The sequence below is a fragment of the Corallococcus sp. AS-1-6 genome (assembly GCF_020037015.1).
Taxonomy (GTDB): Bacteria; Myxococcota; Myxococcia; order Myxococcales; family Myxococcaceae; genus Corallococcus.
The window spans coordinates 306,143-324,432 of the sequence record NZ_JAIQDE010000003.1 but is presented as its reverse complement, the minus strand read 5'-3'; the positions used below and the strand labels follow the sequence as shown (position 1 = coordinate 324,432).

At 72.1% G+C, this 18,290-nt stretch carries 15 protein-coding genes; 11 read left to right on the top strand and 4 right to left on the bottom strand.

What is annotated here, in order from left to right:
• Nucleotides 1-53: 53 nt before the first annotated feature.
• From K8612_RS06815 to K8612_RS06780, 8 genes are all read left to right on the top strand, one after another.
• Nucleotides 54-1,061 carry a CPBP family intramembrane glutamic endopeptidase gene (locus K8612_RS06815; RefSeq protein ID WP_223761660.1) on the top strand — a complete coding sequence of 336 codons (1,008 nt, stop codon included), beginning with the start codon at nt 54-56 and terminating at the stop codon, nt 1,059-1,061.
• A gap of 78 nt (nt 1,062-1,139) precedes the next feature.
• The gene (locus tag K8612_RS06810) at nt 1,140-1,619 is read left to right on the top strand and encodes a hypothetical protein (RefSeq protein WP_223761659.1); all 480 of its coding nucleotides are present in this window, start codon (nt 1,140-1,142) and stop codon (nt 1,617-1,619) included.
• Between the two features lie 154 nt (nt 1,620-1,773).
• Nucleotides 1,774-2,871 (top strand): 6-phosphofructokinase, encoded by a 1,098-nt coding sequence (locus K8612_RS06805; protein ID WP_223740248.1) that lies wholly within the window; start codon nt 1,774-1,776, stop codon nt 2,869-2,871.
• A 22-nt stretch (nt 2,872-2,893) separates the two neighbouring features.
• Nucleotides 2,894-4,960: a serine/threonine-protein kinase gene (locus K8612_RS06800; RefSeq protein WP_223761658.1), complete on the top strand. Its 2,067-nt coding sequence runs from the start codon at nt 2,894-2,896 to the stop codon at nt 4,958-4,960.
• Nucleotides 4,957-5,955, top strand: coding sequence for a tetratricopeptide repeat protein (locus K8612_RS06795; RefSeq protein WP_223740250.1), 999 nt, complete (start codon nt 4,957-4,959; stop codon nt 5,953-5,955). Before K8612_RS06800 ends, K8612_RS06795 begins: the two co-directional genes overlap by 4 nt.
• 20 nt (nt 5,956-5,975) lie before the next feature.
• Entirely contained in the window at nt 5,976-7,874 is a 1,899-nt protein-coding gene (locus K8612_RS06790; RefSeq protein ID WP_223761657.1) for a sigma 54-interacting transcriptional regulator, read from the top strand.
• A 19-nt stretch (nt 7,875-7,893) separates the two neighbouring features.
• Nucleotides 7,894-8,478 carry a hypothetical protein gene (locus tag K8612_RS06785; RefSeq protein WP_223761656.1) on the top strand — a complete coding sequence of 195 codons (585 nt, stop codon included), beginning with the start codon at nt 7,894-7,896 and terminating at the stop codon, nt 8,476-8,478.
• Nucleotides 8,475-10,112, top strand: a complete 1,638-nt coding sequence (locus tag K8612_RS06780; RefSeq protein ID WP_223761655.1) for a carboxypeptidase regulatory-like domain-containing protein — start codon at nt 8,475-8,477, stop codon at nt 10,110-10,112. Before K8612_RS06785 ends, K8612_RS06780 begins: the two co-directional genes overlap by 4 nt.
• Before the next feature lie 13 nt (nt 10,113-10,125).
• Here K8612_RS06780 and K8612_RS06775 read toward each other — a convergent pair whose 3' ends face one another.
• The 3 genes from K8612_RS06775 to K8612_RS06765 form a co-directional block, all read right to left on the bottom strand.
• Entirely contained in the window at nt 10,126-10,635 is a 510-nt protein-coding gene (locus tag K8612_RS06775; protein WP_223740254.1) for a hypothetical protein, read from the bottom strand.
• 97 nt (nt 10,636-10,732) lie between these two features.
• Entirely contained in the window at nt 10,733-11,749 is a 1,017-nt protein-coding gene (locus K8612_RS06770) for a tetratricopeptide repeat protein (protein ID WP_223740255.1), read from the bottom strand.
• 132 nt (nt 11,750-11,881) lie between these two features.
• Nucleotides 11,882-12,616 (bottom strand): hypothetical protein, encoded by a 735-nt coding sequence (locus K8612_RS06765; RefSeq protein ID WP_223761688.1) that lies wholly within the window; start codon nt 12,614-12,616, stop codon nt 11,882-11,884.
• Nucleotides 12,617-12,797: 181 nt separating this feature from the next.
• Between K8612_RS06765 and K8612_RS06760 the strand changes: the two genes are divergently transcribed.
• Nucleotides 12,798-13,223, top strand: coding sequence for a YciI family protein (locus K8612_RS06760; RefSeq protein ID WP_223761654.1), 426 nt, complete (start codon nt 12,798-12,800; stop codon nt 13,221-13,223).
• A gap of 4 nt (nt 13,224-13,227) precedes the next feature.
• On the opposite strand, the gene mutL is transcribed toward K8612_RS06760, so the two are convergent.
• On the bottom strand, nt 13,228-15,105 hold the full coding sequence (gene mutL / locus K8612_RS06755; protein ID WP_223761653.1) for a DNA mismatch repair endonuclease MutL: 1,878 nt from the start codon (nt 15,103-15,105) through the stop codon (nt 13,228-13,230).
• Between the two features lie 102 nt (nt 15,106-15,207).
• Between mutL and K8612_RS06750 the strand changes: the two genes are divergently transcribed.
• The gene (locus tag K8612_RS06750; protein ID WP_223761652.1) at nt 15,208-16,179 is read left to right on the top strand and encodes an SDR family oxidoreductase; all 972 of its coding nucleotides are present in this window, start codon (nt 15,208-15,210) and stop codon (nt 16,177-16,179) included.
• The gene (locus tag K8612_RS06745) at nt 16,176-18,272 is read left to right on the top strand and encodes a 1-acyl-sn-glycerol-3-phosphate acyltransferase (RefSeq protein WP_223761651.1); all 2,097 of its coding nucleotides are present in this window, start codon (nt 16,176-16,178) and stop codon (nt 18,270-18,272) included. The genes K8612_RS06750 and K8612_RS06745 overlap by 4 nt, the downstream gene beginning before the upstream one ends.
• Nucleotides 18,273-18,290: the final 18 nt, after the last annotated feature.

Here is an 18,290-nt window from a genome sequence, read left to right as displayed (position 1 = left end):
TCCCCTCGTACGTAGGGCTCGACGGGACGAGCCCAACCGGTATGCTCCGGAACATGAGGAATCCCCGGAAAGAAACCCTCACGTTCATCGCGGTGACGCTCGCGGTGAGCTGGACGATGGCCGTGGCGTTCATCGCCGGCGGCGAGAAGTCCGTGTGGTTGATGCGCTGGATGATGTGCGTGCCCGGCATCGTGGGGCTGGCGTGCTCGTGGTTCTTCCGTCGCGAGCCGCCCTCCGCGGTGGGCTTCGCCTTCCCCGGCTGGAAGTGGTGGCTCGTGGGGCTGGCGCTGCCCCTGGCGTACGGCGCCGTCATCGCGCCGCTGGCCTACGCGATCCGCTTCGTGACCGGGGACGCGGCCTTCATCACGTACCAGCCGGAGCTGCTCAAGGGCCCGTTCGGGGTGACGGGCCTGGCGACGGTGCCGGTGATGATCCTCCTGTTCTGGGCGCTGACCATCACATGGTGGCTGGCCGCGGCGTCCGTGCGCTGGCGCTGGGTGGAGAAGCTGGGCGCGAAGCTGCCCGAGCGCTGGCGCTGGCTGCGCCACGGCCTGTTCGCGCTGGTGTGGTGGCCCGTCGTGGGCTTCGGCGTCCCCAGCGAGCTGGGTGAGGAGGTGGGCTGGCGCGGGACGCTGGCGCGCTGGTGGATGCACCGGCCTGCGCTGGCCGCGGCCATCACCATGCCGGTGTGGGCCGCGTTCCACCTGCCGCTCATCTTTTCCTCCACGCAGCGCGGGCACGTGGGGCAGAACGTGACGTTCCTTTTGTCCATCGCCGTGGCCGCGGTGGTGTTCGCGCAGCTCTACATGGCGTCGCGCTCCATCTGGCCGCCCGCGCTCTTCCACGTGAGCTGGAACCTCATCAACCCGCTGCTCTTCGGCAGCGTCTACAACGGCCGGCCGGGGCTCTTCGGCGGTCAGGTCTGGGTGTTCAACGGCGAGGGCGTCTTCGGGCTGCTGCTCAACGGGCTGGTGGCCGTGTGGCTCTTCCGCCACTGGAGGCGGAGCGCCCGGAGCGCGGAAAGCGCGGTATTGCCGGAGTCCTCCGCGACGCCCGCCTGAGAAGCGATGCGGCCCGCCGAGCGCAGGCTTTTCCGCATGTGACATCCCGGGTGGGCAACAGTTACTCTGCCGCGCGAGATGACCCCTGCCGCCCGGGCCGACATGGAAGCACGTGCCGACCGCGCCCTGCGCCGGGGTGAGCTGGCGGAGGCGTTCGAGCTCTTCGAGCACCTGCTCGCCGCCTTTCCGCGCGAGGAGGCGCTGGCGGCCAAGCTGGCCCACCTGCGCGACAGCCTCCAGCCGGAGGAGCTGCAGCACCTGAAGAACCGCGTGCGCGAGCCCCAGCGCCTCCCGCTGGGACCGGCCTCGCCCATGCAGGAGGGCGAGCGGCTCTTCACGCTGGGCGACTACGTGGGCGCCGCCGCCGCGTACCGCCGGGCGCTCCAGGAGCGCCCCGGCAACGAGCTGGTGCTGGAGCGGCTGGAGGAGCTGTACCGGATGGCCCGCGAGATGCCCGTGCAGTCCCCCACGGACCGGGCCCTCCCCGCGCAGAAGGAGGACCGCCTCCAGGCCCTCCTGGACCGGCTGGCCTCCCGGCGTCGCATCAAGCGCGACTGAGGGGCCGCCCCCGCGTCCCTCCGAGCGCGGATCCGACAGCACCGCTGATTCGTGCGTTGCACCCCCTGGGGGTGGCACCTACTATCCGCACCGACGTTGCTGTCATAGTGTCGCCCGTCCCCACTGACACCCGCGTCCGACTTTCATCGTTCCTATGGCTCGACCTCTTCGACTTGGCGTCCTCACCGGCGGTGGTGACTGCCCCGGACTCAACGCGCTCATCCGAGGCCTCGTGCGACGGGGTGTGCTCGAGTTCGGCCACTCGTTCGTCGGCATCGAGAACGGCTACATGGGCCTGGTGGAGCCGGAGCTCGTCCGCCCGCTCGGCCTGGAGGACACGCGCGGCATCCTGCCCAAGGGCGGCACCATTCTTGGCACGTCCAACAAGGCGAACCCGTTCTCCTACCCGGTGCGTGAGGGCACGGGCTGGGTGACGCGGGACGTGTCGGATCAGGTCCTGCGCCGCTGCGAGGAGCTGCGGCTGGACGGCCTGGTGGCCATTGGCGGGGACGGCACGCTGTCCATCGCGCACCAGTTGGCGGAGAAGGGGCTGAAGGTCGTCGGGTGTCCGAAGACCATCGACAATGACCTGTCCGGCACGGACCAGACGTTCGGGTTCGACACCGCGCGGCTCATCGTCACGGAGGCGCTGGACCGGCTGCACTCCACCGCGGAGGCGCATGACCGCGTGATGGTGGTGGAGATCATGGGCCGCCACGCGGGCTTCCTCACGCTGGAGAGCGGCATCGCCGGCGGCGCGGACCTCATCCTCATCCCGGAGATTCCGTACCGCGTGGAGTCCCTGCTGGAGACGCTGAAGAAGCGGGCCACGCGGCGGCGCAGCTTCTCCATCATCGCGATTTCGGAGGGCGCGTATCCGGAGGGCGGCGCGCTGTCCGTGCTGGCGGAGGCCGCGGACATCCCGGGCCGGGGCGTGGTGCGGCTGGGCGGCTCCGGCAAGGTGTGCGCGGATCTGCTGGCCAGCCACATCGAGGCGGAGATCCGCGTCACCGTCCTGGGCCACCTGCAGCGCGGCGGCAGCCCGAGCGCGGCGGACCGGGTGCTGGCCACGCGCTACGGGTGCAAGGTGCTGGACCTGGTGCGGGACGGACAGTGGGGGCACATGGTGGCGCTCAGGAACAACGACGTCATCCCCGTGCCGCTGAGTGAGTCTCGCAAGGAGCGCCGCGTGGACGTCCGGGGAGACCTGGTGCGGTTCGCGCGGAGCATGGGCATCGGGTTCGGGGACTGAGGGAGAGCGCGCAGCGCACGCCATGACGCTCGTCGGCCGCCATATCGGTCGCTATCGCATCCTGGAGGAGCTGGGCTCCGGGGGCATGAGCGTCGTGTACAAGGGCCTGGACACGGCCCTGGACCGCGAGGTCGCGGTGAAGGTGCTGCACCCGCACCTGGCCGGCAAGGACGAGTCGCGCCGTCGCCTGGCGCGCGAGGCCCGCGCGGTGGCGAAGCTGCACCACCCCAACATCCTGGAGGTGTTCGACTTCTCCTCGGCGGAGGCGCACGACGCCTTCATCGTCACGGAGTACATCCGGGGCCGGACGCTCAAGACGTACCTGGACGAGGGCCCGCTGGAGCCGCCGGAGCTGGCGGCGATGATCATCCACGAGCTGGCGGCGGCGCTGGCGCACGCGCACGAGGCGGGCGTCATCCACCGCGACCTGAAGCCGGAGAACGTCATGGTGCGCGAGGACGGGGTCCTCAAGCTCATGGACTTCGGCATCGCGCGGCTGCTGGACATCGAGGACCGGATGACGGTGACGGGCGCGCTGGTGGGCTCGCCCGCGCACATGTCGCCGGAGATCATCGAGGGCCTGGAGGCCGGGCCGGAGGCAGACGTCTTCAGCCTGGGGATCATGTTCTACGCGCTGATGACGGGCCGGCTGCCCTTCACGGCGTCGAACACCACGGCGACGTTGAAGCGCATCCTGGACGGCGCGTACGAAGACCCGCGCCGCCGCGTGCCCACGCTGTCGGACGAGCTGGCGGAGATCTGCGCGACGTGCCTCCAGCGCGACCCGGCGCGGCGCTACCCCAACGCGGGGAAGCTGCGCGACGCGCTGGCGGACGCGCTGGCGGGGCTGGGGTTCTCCCGGGTGGGCGAGGAGCTGATCTCGTTCTTCGCGGATCCGCCGTCGTACCAGCGGCTCGCGCGCCAGCGCATCGTCGCGGCGCTGCTGGAGCGCGGGGAGCGGCAGCTCGCGGAGAAGCGGACGCCGCGCGCGCTGGCGTGCCTCAACCACGTGCTGGCGCTGGACGCGACGAATGAACGGGCGCTGGGGTTGCTCAAGGGCATCCAGCGCCAGCAGCGGCGGCGCACGTGGCGCAGGCGTGGCATCCGCGTGGGAATCGGGGCGGGCGTGGCGCTCGCGTTGGGGCTGGGCGGCTGGCAGGTGTCCCGGATGAACGCGAGCGCGCCCGAGACGCCGAAGGCTCCGGGAGCGCAGGTCGCGGCTGGCGCCGCCGCGTCCGCGGGAACGCAGGGCACGGGCGGCACGGTGGTCCCCAACGGCACGGGCACCCTTCACGGCGGACAGGGCACGGGCGGCCCGGCGGGTTCACCCGGCGGTACGGGCATCCCCAATGGCGCGCAGGGCACGGGTGGCGTAACGGGTTCACCCGACGGTAAGGGCGCCCTTCACGGCGGCACGGGCACGGGCGGCACGGCGGGTTCGCCCGACGGTACGGGCGCCGCGCAGGCCCCGGGCTCGCGGCCCACCGGCACGGGGACTCCCGGTCGCGACGCACCCGCGCCTCCCACGGACTCCTCGCCCCGCGTCCCCTCCCCTCCGGAGCGCACGCCCTCGCGCCCCACGGTGGTCGCCAGCCTCGACCCCCAGGACGACTCCAGGCCCGCGCGCGCGGGCAGGATCCCCGTGTCCATCCTCGTGCGCCCCTACGGCTCCATCCGCGTGGACGGCGGCCCCGCCGGCACGCAACAGCTCGCGCAGCACGACGTGCACCTGTCCCCGGGCCAGCACACCGTCACCGTCTCCTGCGGCTACTGCGAGGACGCCACGGAGACCATCGACGTGAAGCCGGACGGCGAGAACGTCTTCCGCCTGCGCGCCCTGCTGAAGGCCTCGCAGCTCGCCATGGACTACCAGCCGCCGGACGCCACCGTGCGCGTGGGCGACGTGGAGCGCACCGCGCACGACAGCCTCCAGCACCCCTTCGACATCCGCTCCCCCCGCGGCCCCGCCAGCTTCCAGCACCGCGTGGAGGTGGAGATCTCCTCCCCCGGCTACAAGACGGAGAAGCGCGTCGTCCTGCTGGAGCCCGGCAAGCCCACCACCCTGCGCGGGAGACTGGCCCCCGAATGAGCCGTGGCCCGTTGCTCCTCGTCGTCCTCCTGCTGGCCGCCCTGCTCGGCCCCGCGTCCGCGCGCGCCCAGACGCCCATGGGCGCGGATCCGGAGGTCGCCGCGCTGCGCTCGTCATTCGAATACGGCAAGTACGCGGAGGTGCTGGAGCGCGCCGGCCAGCGGATCGACCGGGGCGACCTGCCGGAAGAGGACCTGGTGGAGCTGCACAAGCTCGCCGGCCTGTCCGCCTTCAACCTCAACAAGACGGACGAGGCCGAGCGCCACCTGCGCGCCGTGCTCCGGTTGGATCCCGACTTCAGCCTGGACCCCTTCGTCGTCCCGCCCCCGGCCGTCGCCTACTTCGAGGACCTCAAGAACCAGATGTCCGGCGAGCGCGAGTTCCTCCGCCAGGAGCAGCGCCTGCGCCTGGAGCGCGAGAAGGCCGAACAGGAGCGCCGGGAGCAGGAGCGCGTCGCCCTGGAGACGCAGCGCCGCCGCGCGGAGGAGCTGGCCCGCCAGGTCACCGTGCGCACCGTGGAGAAGCGCAACTTCCTGGTCAACTTCGTCCCCTTCGGCGCCGGCCAGTTCCAGCAGGGCCGCAACGGCATGGGCATCGCCATCGCCGCCACCGAGGGCGTGCTGGCCATCACCAGCATCATCGCGTTCTTCGCGTACGACTCGCTCTTCGAGGAGCGGCTCGTCAACCTGGACAACGTGCTGGATGAGGACGGCCGGGCCTCCATCCCCATCCGCTACATCCCCACGGACCGCGCCCGGCAGGCGGACACCTGGCAGTTGCTCAAGCTCGCGTCCGCCACCGGCTTCTACACCGTCTACACCCTGGGCGTGGTGGACGCCGTCTACCACCACGAGGACCAGGTGGTGACCAGCACCACCGTCGAGTCCCGCCCCGAACCGAAGCCCTCTCCCTCCGTCTCCCAGGCCGCGCCGCCGCGCGTGCGGCTGTACTCCACCCGTGGTGGGCTGGGCGCCGGCTTCTCCCTCACGTTCTAGCCCCGAACCAAAGTCCACCCATGGCCAGCCTCACCGTCCGCACCCCCGATGGAAAGGTCCGCACGGTCTCCCTGCTCAAGCGCATCACCAGCCTGGGGCGGGGATCCGACAACGACGTGCCGCTGGAGGACTCAAGCGTCCCCGCCAGCGCCCTGCACGTCACCTTCGACGGCACCCGCTACGAGGTGGGCAGCCTGGGCGCCACCTTCCACGTCAACGGCAAGCGCCGGGACAACCACGCGCTCGCCACCGGCGACGTGGTCAAGGTCGGCGGCACCGAGCTGACCTTCTCCCGCGAGGACGCCCCCCGCGAGCCCGTGCGCCGCGAGGTGCCCGAGCGCGAGGTGTCCCTGCCCTCCGCCGCCACCGCGTCGTCGGATTCACACACGGCGGAGCTGCCCGGCGTGGTGGGCCGGGAGCTGGTACTGCTCAAGCGGCTGACGGCCTTCAGCGAGCGGCTCTTCGGCAGCTACGACGTGGACCGCATCCTGGAGAGCCTGCTGGACGAGGCGATTGAGGTCACCCGCGCCGACAAGGGCTTCCTCATCCTGATGGAGAGCGGCGAGCCGCGCGTGAAGGCCGCGCGCAACGTGGCCCGGGAGAACATCGAGGACGCGGTGGAGAAGCTGTCCGACTCCATCATCGCCAAGGTGGTGAAGGACCAGAAGGCCATCATCGTCGCGGACGCGCTGGACGCGCCGGAGTTCAAGGCCAGCGAGTCCGTGGTGAACCTCAAGGTCCACTCCGTCATGTGCGTGCCCGTCATGCACAAGGGCGACCTGTTCGGCGTGCTCTACGTGGGCAACGACCGGCTGGTGAACCGCTTCGAGCCCAAGAGCCTGGACATGCTCACCGTGTTCGCGGCGCAGGCGTCCCTGCTGTTGCAGAACGCGCTGCTCGTGAACGACCTGAAGCTCGACAACACGGAGCTGCGCCGCAAGCTGGAGGACCAGCGCTACGGCGACATCGTGGGCGCGTGCCAGGGCATGCGGGACGTGTACAAGCGCATCGACAAGATCGCGCCCACGGACATCTCCGTCCTCATCACCGGCGAGACGGGCACGGGCAAGGAGCTCATCGCCCGGGAGATCCACCGCCGCTCGCCGCGCACCAAGGGCCCGTTCATCACGGTGAACTGCGGCGCCATCCCGGAGAACCTGCTGGAGAGCGAGCTGTTCGGCCACGCCAAGGGCGCCTTCACCGGCGCGGTGGCCACGCGGCCCGGCAAGTTCCAGGCGGCCATCGGCGGCACGCTCTTCCTGGACGAAATCGGAGAGATGCCGCTCCAGCTCCAGGTGAAGCTGTTGCGCGCGCTCCAGGACAAGGTCGTCTACAAGGTCGGCGAGAACCGCGGCGAGCCGGTGGACATCCGCGTGGTGGCCGCGACGAACAAGGTCCTGGAGGAAGAGGTGAAGCGGAACACGTTCCGCGAGGACCTCTACTACCGGCTCAACGTCGTCACCGTGAAGCTGCCGCCCCTGCGCGAGCGCGGCGAGGACGTCATCGTCCTGGGCCGCTTCTTCCTGCAGAAGTACGCGCGCGAGTTCAGCTCCAAGGCGCGCGGCTTCACGCCCGCGGCCGCCGTGTCCATGAAGAAGTACGGCTGGCCGGGCAACATCCGGGAGCTGGAGAACCGCCTGAAGAAGGCGGTGGTGCTGGCGGACAAGCCGCTGCTCGGCGCGGACGACCTGGACCTCAAGCCGGAGAACCTGGAGCCCATCATGCCGCTGCTCCAGGCCAAGGAAGAGTTCCAGAAGCGTTACATCAACGAGGTCCTGGCCCGGAACAACGGCAACCGCACCAAGACGGCCAAGGACCTGGGCGTGGATCCCCGCACCATCTTCCGCCACCTGGAGAAGCTGGAGGCGGAGAAGACGGGCGGTCCGCTTCCTCCCGAGGAGAACGAGGAACTGTTATAGCGTTCCTCCAAGCCACGCCATGCACCGTCACGCGACGCGACAGTCCCGGGGCCTCCTCCAGCCGCTGGTGACGGCCCTGGGGATCGCGGCGATCGCGACGGGCTCCGGGTGCCTCATCCCCCAGGACGAGGCGCTGCTGGAGAGCGTGCCCCAGTTCAAGAACCGGCCGCCGCGCATCCTGGAGGAGCAGGTGGAGCCCTCCGAGCGCATCCTGCGCGCGTTCGGCGTGGGGAGCTGCACCCAGGACTTCAACGTGGTGGTGGAGGACCTGGACGTGGACGACCGCATCACCGTGGAGTGGTACGTGGACTACAACCCGTCCAACCCCACGGGCTTCTACCGGCAGATCGTCCTCGCCAACACCGGCCAGCCCCGCCGTGACGACCGGGGCACGCTGCGCATGGACCTGCGCTCGGCCAACAACCCGCTGGCCCCGCCGGGCATCCACCTGGTGGAGGCGCTCGTCACCGACCGGCACCTCACCAACCGCCAGCCGGATCCGCCGGACGAGGTGTTCCTCGCGGACGGCGGCGTGGTGAAGAACCCGGGCTTCGTCACCTCGTACTCGTGGGTGGTGAACACCGTGGCGGGGGACTGCCAGTGAGGCGCGCGCTCCGGGCCCTGGCGCTGGCGCTCGGGCTGACCGGGGCCGGGTGCGACTTCCTGAAGGAAGAGCCGCCCCCGGAGCAGTTGGTGTGCCGCTCCGACGCGGAGTGCGCCGCCGGCCAGGTGTGCTTCGTGGACGGCTGCGGCAACCCCGGCGGCGACATCGTCGTGGAGGTGCAGCCCCACCCCAAGGCGGGCCTGCTCGCGCAGGACTTCCCGGTGGACCGGCTGCGGGCGGAGCAGAACCTGGAGCTCTTCAGCCCCGTGCGCCTGGCGGGCACCGTCACGCGCGGCACCACCGCCGCGGCGGACGGCGGCACGGCCCCCCTGCCCTACCGCGCCCCCATCCACCTGCTGGCCACGGGCGACAGCCGCCTCATCCCGGGCGTGGCGCGGCGCTATGAGACGACGCTCACCCCGGACGACGGCGCGTGGGTGCTGCCCGTGGGCAGCGGCAGGTACACCGTGACGCTCACGCCGGTGGACCCGACCCTGCCGCCCCTGTCGCGCGACGCCGTCGTGGATCCCTCCTCGGGGGGCGCGGTGGCCTTCGACCTGCCCACCGCCTCGCGCGTGGTGACGCTGACGGGGACGCTGGTGCTCCAGGGCTCGAAGCGGGTGGACGCGGACATGGAGGTGCAGGTGCTGGATGAGTCCCTGCGCCCGCTGTCCCAGCGCGCCCGCGTGGCCCGCGACACGGGCGCGTTCCAACTGGTGCTGAGCGCGGAGGACGCCGCGCGCGCCACGGTGCTCCTGCGCGCGACGCCCGTGGACGCCGCGGACCTGGTGCCCTGGAAGACGTTCGTGGTGGTGCCGTCCAGCACCCTCCCCGCCCCGCTGGAGCTGGGCGACCCCGGCGCGCCCGTGCGGGTGGAGGGCCGCGTGCTGGAGATGGACGGCCAGACGCCCATGGCCGGCGCGCGCGTGTCGCTCCAGGGCCGCGTGGCCGGCGGCGGCACCTTCAAGGGCGTGCCGGTGCTGACGGACGCGCAGGGGCGCTACCAGCTCACGTCCCTGCCCGGCGCCGCGGAGTCCCCGCTCACGCTGGTCATCGTCCCGCCGCCGGGCTCCCGCTCGCGCCTGACGCCCCAGCAGGTGGCGGTGGCGGCGGTGGACACGGTGCTGCCGGACGTGGCGTGCCCGGCGCGCATGACGGTGGCGGGCAGCGTGAGGAACCCGGAGGGCACCGGCCCCGCGTCGGGCGTGCGCGTCGTGGTGGAGCCGGTGGGGGCCCTGGAGGGCTATCCGCAGCCGCCCCTGGGCTTCGAGTCGCCCCTCACCACCAACAGCGAGGGCAGCTTCTCGCTGGCGCTGGACCCGGGCGAGTACCGGCTGGACTTCCTGCCCGGGGAGAACCTGCCGCGCGTCAGCCGCTTCGTCACCGTGCCGGCGGGCACCGCCGAGTCGGACGTGATGACGCTGGCCGCCTTCACGCTGTCACGGGGCCGTTCGCTGAGCGGCCGCATCACCCTGCCCCCGGACCCGGCCCTGGCGCCGGACGGCATCGCGGCGAACGCGTCCGTGCGCTTCTTCCGCGTGGTGACGGTGGGGGGACGGCCGGAGTCCATCCTGCTCGCGCAGACGGTGTCCGACAGCACCGGGCGCTACTCCACCGTGCTGCCCACGCGCTGAAAGCGGCGCGCGTCTACCGGCCGCTGTCCTTGCGGCGCGCGGTGTCGAAGGCGGCGTGCAGCGCGTCCACCGCGCCGCCCACCTCGCCCGCGTACTGCACCGCGTGGATGGTGTAGAGGTCCTGCACCCGCGTGAGGTGGCGGTACACCGAGCGCAGCTCCACGCGCGCCGGATCCCGCGACTCCAGGGCGCACTCGGACTCGGACTTGCGCACGCGCGTCAGCCAGTCCGTGCGGAAGCGCATCCACTCCTGGTCGACCTTGCGGGCGGGGAGGACGTGCACCAGCTTCTCGCGCTCGGACTCCAGGTCCTTCCAGTGCGCGGTCGCGGCGTCCAGGCACTCGCGCACGGTGAGCGGCGGCGTCACCGGCGGGGGCCTGGAGGGCGTCATCGCCGCGACGGAGTGCCCCACGTTCCAGATCAGCCACAGCGAGACCAGCGAGGCCAGCGTGATGTGGACCGCGTACGCGGCGCCACGGTAGCGGCGGAAGCGGGGGTCTTTCTGCGAGTCGGGAGCGGACACGGGGTCCAGGTCTTACGACCCTGGACCCCGGGTGGCAATGCTTCCCTTGCGCACCGTCCGGAAGGCGAACCCTCCGGGAGGACGCCAACGGCGGGGACTACTGGCCGGGGGTGCCCACGGCCGGAGCGGCCTGGGGCGCGGCGGCCGGAGCGGCGGCGGGCACCGCGGCGGCGTCACCACCGGCGGCGGCGCGCTTGGCGGAGCTCAGCCGGCCGCGGAACTGCGACAGGTACTGGGTGGCCGGGTACGTGGCCAGCGCGTCGCGCACCGTGTCCGCCGCCTTATCGAACGCGCCCGTCTCCTGGTACGACTGGGCCAGCAGCAGCATGGCGTAGTCACGCGTCTTGGACTTCCTGTCGCCTTCCACGAAGCGGGCCAGCAGCGGCACGGCCTTGTCGTGCTGACGGAGCTGGTTGTAGGCGGTGCCCAGGAAGAAGGACGCGTCCAGCGCGTCGGCCTCCTGCGGGTTCATGGCCAGGAAGCGCGACAGGTTCTCCACCACGGCGGGCATCTCGTTCTTGCGGAAGGCGATCTTCCCGCGCTCCAGGGCGGCGTCGCCCGTCTCGCGGCGCAGGATGGCGGCGCGGTCGTTCAGCGCCTGGCGCTCCAGCGAGGACAGCTTCTGCGTGTCCAGCTTCACCAGCGCGTCGATGCCCTTGAGCCGCTCGTCGCCCGGCAGCGTGGTCATCATCTTGTAGACTTCGTTCGCGGCGCGCTGGGCCGTCAGGTGCGCCGTGGTGTCCGCGCGCTGCTTCTCCAACTGCGAGGACAGGTCCGCGACCTGCTTCTCCAGCCGCTCCCGCTCGTTGGTGTTGCTGGAGCTGCGAGCGCCGTTCACCAGCACCGCGCCACCGACCGCCAGCACCGCGAAGAGCGCGTAGGCCACCGCCGAGGAGATCCACTGCCGCTTCTGGAAGTCCTCGTGGCGCTTGCCCACCGCCTTCACCTCCGCGTGGAGGTTCTTCAGCAGGTTGTCCGTCTTGATGACGAGGTTGCGCGACTCGATGACCTCGCGACGGAGCTCGGAGAGTTCCTTCTCGACGTCGGTCTTCGGTTGTTCAGAGGGCATGGACATCTTCCTGGGACCGGAAATGACTTCGGCCGACTCACGCATGCTAGGGGACTCTCCGGGATGAGGGGCGGGTTCTTTTTCCGCTCCCCAACAGGGCCCTTGGTGGCCACCATTCCCCGAAGTCCCTGCTCCGCGCGCGCTCGCCTGCCCTGGTGTTGGAACTTTTCCAGACCTCTAGAACGAGGCCATGGGACGGGATGGATTCGGCGGGAACGTATACGTCAGTCCGAGCGCGAACCAACTGCCTCCGTGACTGAAGCTGAAGGGCCCGCGCCACGCCTCCGCGTTCGGGGACTCCACGGGGCCGCGCAGGAACATGAAGCGGTACTCGGCGGTGATGCCCCACTCCGCGGACAGGCGGAGCGTGGCGCCGAGCGAGCCCACCCAGGCCTGTGAGACCTGCTCCTTGAGGGACGAGCCCTCGCGCGTCGAGGAGATGACCGCGGGCCCGGTGAGCACGCCCGCGAAGGGCACCAGTCCCTGCGGCCCCACGTCGAGCACGCCCTGGAAGCGCAGGCCCAGCAGCGCGCCGTAGGACACGGTGCTGACCTTGCGGAAGACGGTGCCGTCGGCCCCGGGCTCGGACAGGCGCAGGTTCTGAGCGGTGCCGAACAGATCGATGCCCACCTCCACCAGGTCCGACACCGCGTAGGCGAACGAGGCCACGCCCAGCGGGCCCCCGGAGGACTCCGGCGCGCGCTCCAGGCCGGCCCCCGGTCCCTTGGCGCCATACCAGGCGTCCTGGAGCGTGCCGTTGGAGGTGAGCCGGTAGCCGGCCTGCACGGTGATGCGGCCCACGCCATCCAGGTCGGTGGGGGCCCGCTCCGCGCCCCAGTCGCCGTCATCCTGGGCGAGGGCGAGGGCGGGCGCGACGGCGAGGGCGAAGACGAGCGGCAGACGGCGGAGCATCAAGGCGCGGATCCCGGGGCTTTCTGCCGGCACGGGCGCTCGCGGCCCGGTGCTACAGGCGTGTCGCACACCGTAGCCGGGGACCCCGCCGCGTCAATTTTCCGGACCGTCCTCCGCCGTGTCGATTCCGCGCCCTACCATTCGTCGCCATTTCGAACCCGACGTTCCAGGAGAACTCCCCATGCGCTTCATGATGATCGTCAAGGCCAGCAACGAGAGCGAGACCGGCCGCCTCCCCTCTTCGGAGGAGCTGGGCGAGATGGGCAAGTACAACGAGGAGCTGGTGAAGGCCGGCATCCTGCTCGCGGGGGAAGGGCTGTACCCCAGCTCCAAGGGGTCGCGCGTGACGTTCTCCGCCACGGGCTCCACGGTGACGGACGGCCCCTTCGCGGAGACGAAGGAGCTGGTCGCCGGCTTCTGGATCATCGAGGTGAAGTCGCGCGAGGAGGCCATCGCCTGGGCCCGCCGCGTCCCCTTCAAGGACGGACAGGTGGAGGTGCGCCAGGTGTACTCCGCGGAGGACTTCGCGCCCAGCGACCCCACGGGCGAGCATCGCGCGAAGGAAGAGGAGCTGCGCGCGCAGGTCGAGGCGAAGGCCAAGGCCTGAGCCGTCAGCGGGCGCGCCGCTCCAGCTCCAGGAGCGGCATCTCCAGCACCACCACCGTGCCGTGCGTGCACGAGGGGGTGAAGTCCGCGCGATCCAACTCGCCCAGCAGCGCGCGCAACTGCGCGTCCGTGAGCGGCGAGGAGGACGCGCGGCGCGCGGCGTGACAGGCCATCACGCGCACGGCCTCCGCCAGGCTCGTCACGTCCAGCGGAGCGCTGCGCGGAGGCAACGCGCGTGACAGGGCCTCCAGGAGCGCGCGCGGGTCCACGCCCTCCAGGCCCGCCGGCACCGACTTGAGCGCGAGCGCCGTGCCGCCGAAGGGCTCCACGTCCACGCCCAGCTTGAGCAGCGCCTCGCGGCCGTCCACCAGCGCCTTCACCGCCGCCAGGGACAGGTCCACCGTGGTGCCGAACAGCGACGGCGGCGGCGCCTTCGCGTCGTCCTCCAGCCGGCGCAGGTACGCGGTGAGGCGCGCGCGCTCCAGCGCGGCGTGCGGATCCAGCACCACCAGCGTGCCGCCGGGGCCCTCACAGACATGGAAGCGGCTGCCCAGCAGGCCCATGGGGCGCAGCGCCGCGAAGTAGCCCGGGGGCGGCGCCTCGTTGAGCTGCGGCTGCGCCTCGCCGAACCCGAGCGACCGGCCCGGCACCTGGGGCGCCTGGAACGGACCGGGGAACGCGCCGCCCTGCGCTCCGCCGTTGGGCGCGAAGTAGGACGGCGTCAGCGGGCGCGCGGGCGTGGAGCCCCCCGGTGCGTCCATCGCGGTGGGCAGCGGCGCGCCCCAGGTGGCCTCCTGCGCGCGGGTGAGGAAGCGCTCCACGGCGTGCGCGTAGTGCGCGGCGTCCCGGGGCTGCGGGTTCGCGGCCTGCTCCTCCGGCGAGCCCAGCCACGGGGCCGCGCGCAGCACGCGCGAGAGGGCGGCGCTGATCGCGTCCTGCACGCCGCGCGCGTCCGCGAAGCGCACCTCCATCTTCTGCGGGTGCACGTTGACGTCCACCGCGGCGGGCTCCACGTCGATGTGCAGCACCACCACCGGCTGGCGGCCCGCGGGCAGGTAGTCCTGGAACGCGCGCTGCACGGTGCTGATGAGGCCGCGGTCGCGGATGTAGCGGCGGTTGACGAAGGTGTAGAGGCCGCGCGCGTTGGGCAGCGTGTACTCCGGCGACGCGAGGTAGCCCGTGACGACGACGCCCAGCCGGCGCTCCTCCACCGGGAACAGGTGCGGGAAGGACGCGGGGCCCAGGGCCGCGGCGATGCGCTCGCGCGGATCATGCTCGCTGGCGGGGCTGGAGAAGAGCTCGTTGCCCTCGTGCGAGGCGAAGAAGCCGACCTCCGGGTGCGCGAGCGCCAGGCGCACCACGGCCTCCTCGCAGTGCTTGAGCTCGGTGGCACCCTGGCGCATGAACTTGCGGCGCGCGGGCACGTTGAAGAACAGGTCCTCCACGGTGATGACCGTGCCCACGCGGGGCGGCGCGTCCTCCACCGTGGGCGGGCCACCGCCCTCCACCGTGACCTTCGTGCCCTCGTGCGCGTCCGGCTCCGCGGTGTGCAGCGTGAAGCGGGACACGGAGGCGATGGCGGGGATGGCCTCGCCCCGGAACCCCATGGAGTCGATGTGGAAGAGGTCGTCCAGCTCGCGCAGCTTGCTGGTGGCGTGGCGCTCCAGGCAGAGCGTGGCGTCCTCGCGGCTCATGCCGTGGCCGTCGTCGGAGATGGTGATGCGCCCCACCCCGCCCGCCTCCAGCTCCACGCGCACGGTGCGGGCGCCGGCGTCGAGCGAGTTCTCGCACAGCTCCTTCACCACGGAGGCGGGGCGCTCCACCACCTCGCCGGCGGCGATCTTGTTGATGAGCACGTCGCTCAGGCGCGCGATTCGGGACATGGCGATCAGCCACCCTCCGCCACCTGGATGACGTTGTCCAGAACATCACGGGCGCGCTCGGCTGACATTCCTGGACGGCTGGGCTAACACCCGCCCCTGCGAATGGAAGTGATCCGAGCAGGCAAGGGCCCGATGCGAATCGCGGTGACAGGCGCCAGTGGCGACTACGGCAGGCTGTTGCTGCCGAGGCTGGAGGCGGACCCCGGCGTGGAGAGCATCCTCGTGCTGGACACGAAGGAGCCCCCGCCCATCAGCAAGGTGGAGTTCCACCGCGTGGACCTCACCCGCTACGACGCGGAAGCGGAGCTGACGGACGCGCTCACCGAGCGCCCCGTGGACGCCCTCTTCCACCTGGCGTTCCTCTTCGGGCCCATCCTCAACGGCCCGCTGGCGCACGAGCTGGAGGTCATCGGCACCATGAACGTGCTGACGGCGGTGGGCCGCGCCCGGCTGCCCCGGCTGGTGGTGCCGTCGCTGACGGTGACGTACGGCGCCAGGGGCAACAACCCGGCGCTCCTGCGCGAGGGCTCGCCGCTGTTCGGCTGCCCGCACAGCCGCTTCGTGAACGACAAGGTGGAGGTGGAGGGCCAGGTGCGGGCGTTCCGCGAGCGCAACCCGGACACCCGCACGCTGGTGTTGCGCTTCGCTCCCCTGCTCGGCCCGAGCCTGGACAATCCGGCGACGCGGTTGCTGTCGCACGCGGTGGTGCCCACGCTCCTGGGATTCGACCCGCTCTGGCAGGCCATCCACGAGGAGGACGCGGGCCGGGCGCTGCACCTGGCCCTGCGGGCGGAGGCGGCGGGAGAGTTCAACATCGTGGGGCGCGGGGTGCTGCCCCTGTCCGGGCTCATCCGGCAGGCGGGCGCGCAACCGCTCCCCCTGCCGGGGCCGTTGTTTCGTGGAGCACTTCGCGCGCTCGGGGTGGTGGGAGCGGGCACGTTGCCGGTGGCCCTGCTCGACTACATGCATTACTCCTGGGTCGCGGACGGGGAGCGCGCCGAGTCCGCGCTGGGGTTCGTGCCCCTCCACCATGTCAGGGACGCCGCCTCGGCGCTCAGAAGGAGCCAGTCATGACCAAGGGTGTCCTCGGGAATGATCCCTTCCAGCGGGGCGCCGCGCCTCGCACGGGCGAGGTGAAGGACGACGCGGCCCACCCGAAGGCCGCGAAGAAGTCCGCGGCGGCGAAGGGCGCGAAGTCAGCGGGCAAGGCGAAGAGCGCCAGGGGCGGCGCGTCGAAGTCCGGCGCCCAGGCGAAGGCGCCAAAGGGTGGCAAGGCCGCGGAGGCGAAGCAGGGCCCCGCCACGCCGAAGACGCCCGCGGCCAAGGTCCACAAGTTCGAGGCCCGCTCCCACGAACGCGGCGGCGCGAGGCACGAAGAGGACGCGCACGCCTCGGGCCAGCACCCCGCGGGCGAGGACGTGTCGCCCCTGCGCGAGCCCTCCGTGCCCGGCCCCGCCGCCGGGCCCCGTGCGTCGCGGCCCCAGGTGCTCGCGGACGAGGTGGGCGGCTCGCGGCCCCAGGAGCGCACGGTGGACCGCGCCCTGACGGAGGCCATCGCCTCGGAGGCGGCGGAGACCGCGGCGAAGACGGCCGTGGATGAGCTGTTCGAGGGCCGCACGGGGCCGGACCGCGACATCGAGCGCGTCCTCGCGACGGAGCTCGTCGCAGAGGTGGCCGAGTCCGCCGTGCGGCAGGTGCTGGACCTGGGCAACGGTGACGCTGGCGAGCGCGAGGTCGCCACCGCCATCGCCACCCAGGTGGCCGAGGCCACCGCGGGCGTCGCCGTGGACGAGGTGATGGATCGCAACGCCGCCAGCCCCGAGGAGCGCACCCTGGCCTCCGCCGAGGACCGGCCCGGCGAGGCGCGGGGCCTGGACGAGGACGAAGGCGCCGACGAGGTCTGGACCGCCGACGCCTGGCGCCGCGACCCGAAGGACGCGCCGCCGCCCGAGGAGCTCGAGGAGGTCTGGACCGCCGACGCCTGGCGCCGCGACCCGGAGGGCATGGCCGCGCCGGAGGAACCGGACGAGGACGACCGGGTCACCGGCGTCGAGCGCGTCGAGGAGGACGGCGTGCACATCTCCGTCTCCATCATCGAGGGCGCGGCCCCCACGGACGTGGAGCCGGAGGTGGAGCTGCCCGACGAGTCCCACGACGAGCTGCCGCCCAGCCGCCGGCCCCTGTCGCTCGTGAGCGACCCCGGCGAGGCGCCGCTCCCGGACGAAGCGGAGCGGGACGCGCGGGGCTTCGGCCGTCCGGAGGAGCCGGCCGCGCCGTCAGGCTTCGCGGGCCGCGCCGCGGGCATGTTCTCGCTGGCGAAGGAGATCGCCGGCCAGGCGCTCGCGAGCGAAGGCCTGGGCCGCGCCGTGGGCGCCATGCACGGCCTGATGGAGGCCATGCGCACCAGCCTGGGCACCGGCGGCGGCAGCCGGCTGGACGACTACGGCAAGGACGCGGGGCTGGTGGAGAGCCTCCAGCCCGTGCTCGACTTCCTCTACGAGCAGTACTGGCGCGTCTCCGTGGAGGGCGTGGATCAGGTGCCGCGCGGCGCCTCCATCCTCGTCGCCAACCACTCCGGCGCCCTGCCCTACGACGGCCTCGTGATGGCGCAGGCGCTGCTGCGGGAGCGCCCGGATCTGCTCGAGGCCCGCTGGCTGGTGGAGGATCAGGTCTTCCACGCGCCCATGCTGGGCACCCTCTTCAACCGCCTGGGCGCCGTGCGCGCCTCGCCGGAGAACGCGCTGCGGCTGCTCGACGAGCACCGGCCGCTCGTCGTCTTCCCGGAGGGCTACCAGGGCGCGAGCAAGCCGTTCGCGGAGCGCTACCGCCTCAAGCGCTTCGGCCGGGGCGGCTTCGTGAAGCTGGCCCTGCGCACCGGCGCGCCCATCGTCCCGGTGGCCATCGTGGGCGCGGAGGAGACGTCCCCGCTGCTGGGTCGCATCCCCGGTGGCTTCCTCGGGTTCCCGTCGCTGCCGCTCACCGCGCCCGGCCCGCTGCCCGCCAAGTGGACCATCCGCTTCGGCGAGCCCCTCACCATGGAGGGCCTGGCCCCGGAGGCCGCGGACGACCTGGGCGAGGTGCAGCGGCTCACCGAGCGCACCCGCGAGTCCATCCAGCGCATGCTCCAGGCCCTGCTGCGCGAGCGCCGCTCCGTCTTCACGGGCTGAGGGCCCGGCGGGAGGGGT

Coding starts and splice junctions, on each gene's coding strand:
- K8612_RS06815 (WP_223761660.1), top strand. CDS start 54: ATGAGGAATCCCCGGAAAGAAACCCTCACGTTCATCGCGGTGACGCTC.
- K8612_RS06810 (WP_223761659.1), top strand. CDS start 1,140: ATGACCCCTGCCGCCCGGGCCGACATGGAAGCACGTGCCGACCGCGCC.
- K8612_RS06805 (WP_223740248.1), top strand. CDS start 1,774: ATGGCTCGACCTCTTCGACTTGGCGTCCTCACCGGCGGTGGTGACTGC.
- K8612_RS06800 (WP_223761658.1), top strand. CDS start 2,894: ATGACGCTCGTCGGCCGCCATATCGGTCGCTATCGCATCCTGGAGGAG.
- K8612_RS06795 (WP_223740250.1), top strand. CDS start 4,957: ATGAGCCGTGGCCCGTTGCTCCTCGTCGTCCTCCTGCTGGCCGCCCTG.
- K8612_RS06790 (WP_223761657.1), top strand. CDS start 5,976: ATGGCCAGCCTCACCGTCCGCACCCCCGATGGAAAGGTCCGCACGGTC.
- K8612_RS06785 (WP_223761656.1), top strand. CDS start 7,894: ATGCACCGTCACGCGACGCGACAGTCCCGGGGCCTCCTCCAGCCGCTG.
- K8612_RS06770 (WP_223740255.1), bottom strand. CDS start 11,749: ATGCGTGAGTCGGCCGAAGTCATTTCCGGTCCCAGGAAGATGTCCATG.
- K8612_RS06765 (WP_223761688.1), bottom strand. CDS start 12,616: ATGCTCCGCCGTCTGCCGCTCGTCTTCGCCCTCGCCGTCGCGCCCGCC.
- K8612_RS06760 (WP_223761654.1), top strand. CDS start 12,798: ATGCGCTTCATGATGATCGTCAAGGCCAGCAACGAGAGCGAGACCGGC.
- mutL (WP_223761653.1), bottom strand. CDS start 15,105: ATGTCCCGAATCGCGCGCCTGAGCGACGTGCTCATCAACAAGATCGCC.
- K8612_RS06750 (WP_223761652.1), top strand. CDS start 15,208: ATGGAAGTGATCCGAGCAGGCAAGGGCCCGATGCGAATCGCGGTGACA.
- K8612_RS06745 (WP_223761651.1), top strand. CDS start 16,176: ATGACCAAGGGTGTCCTCGGGAATGATCCCTTCCAGCGGGGCGCCGCG.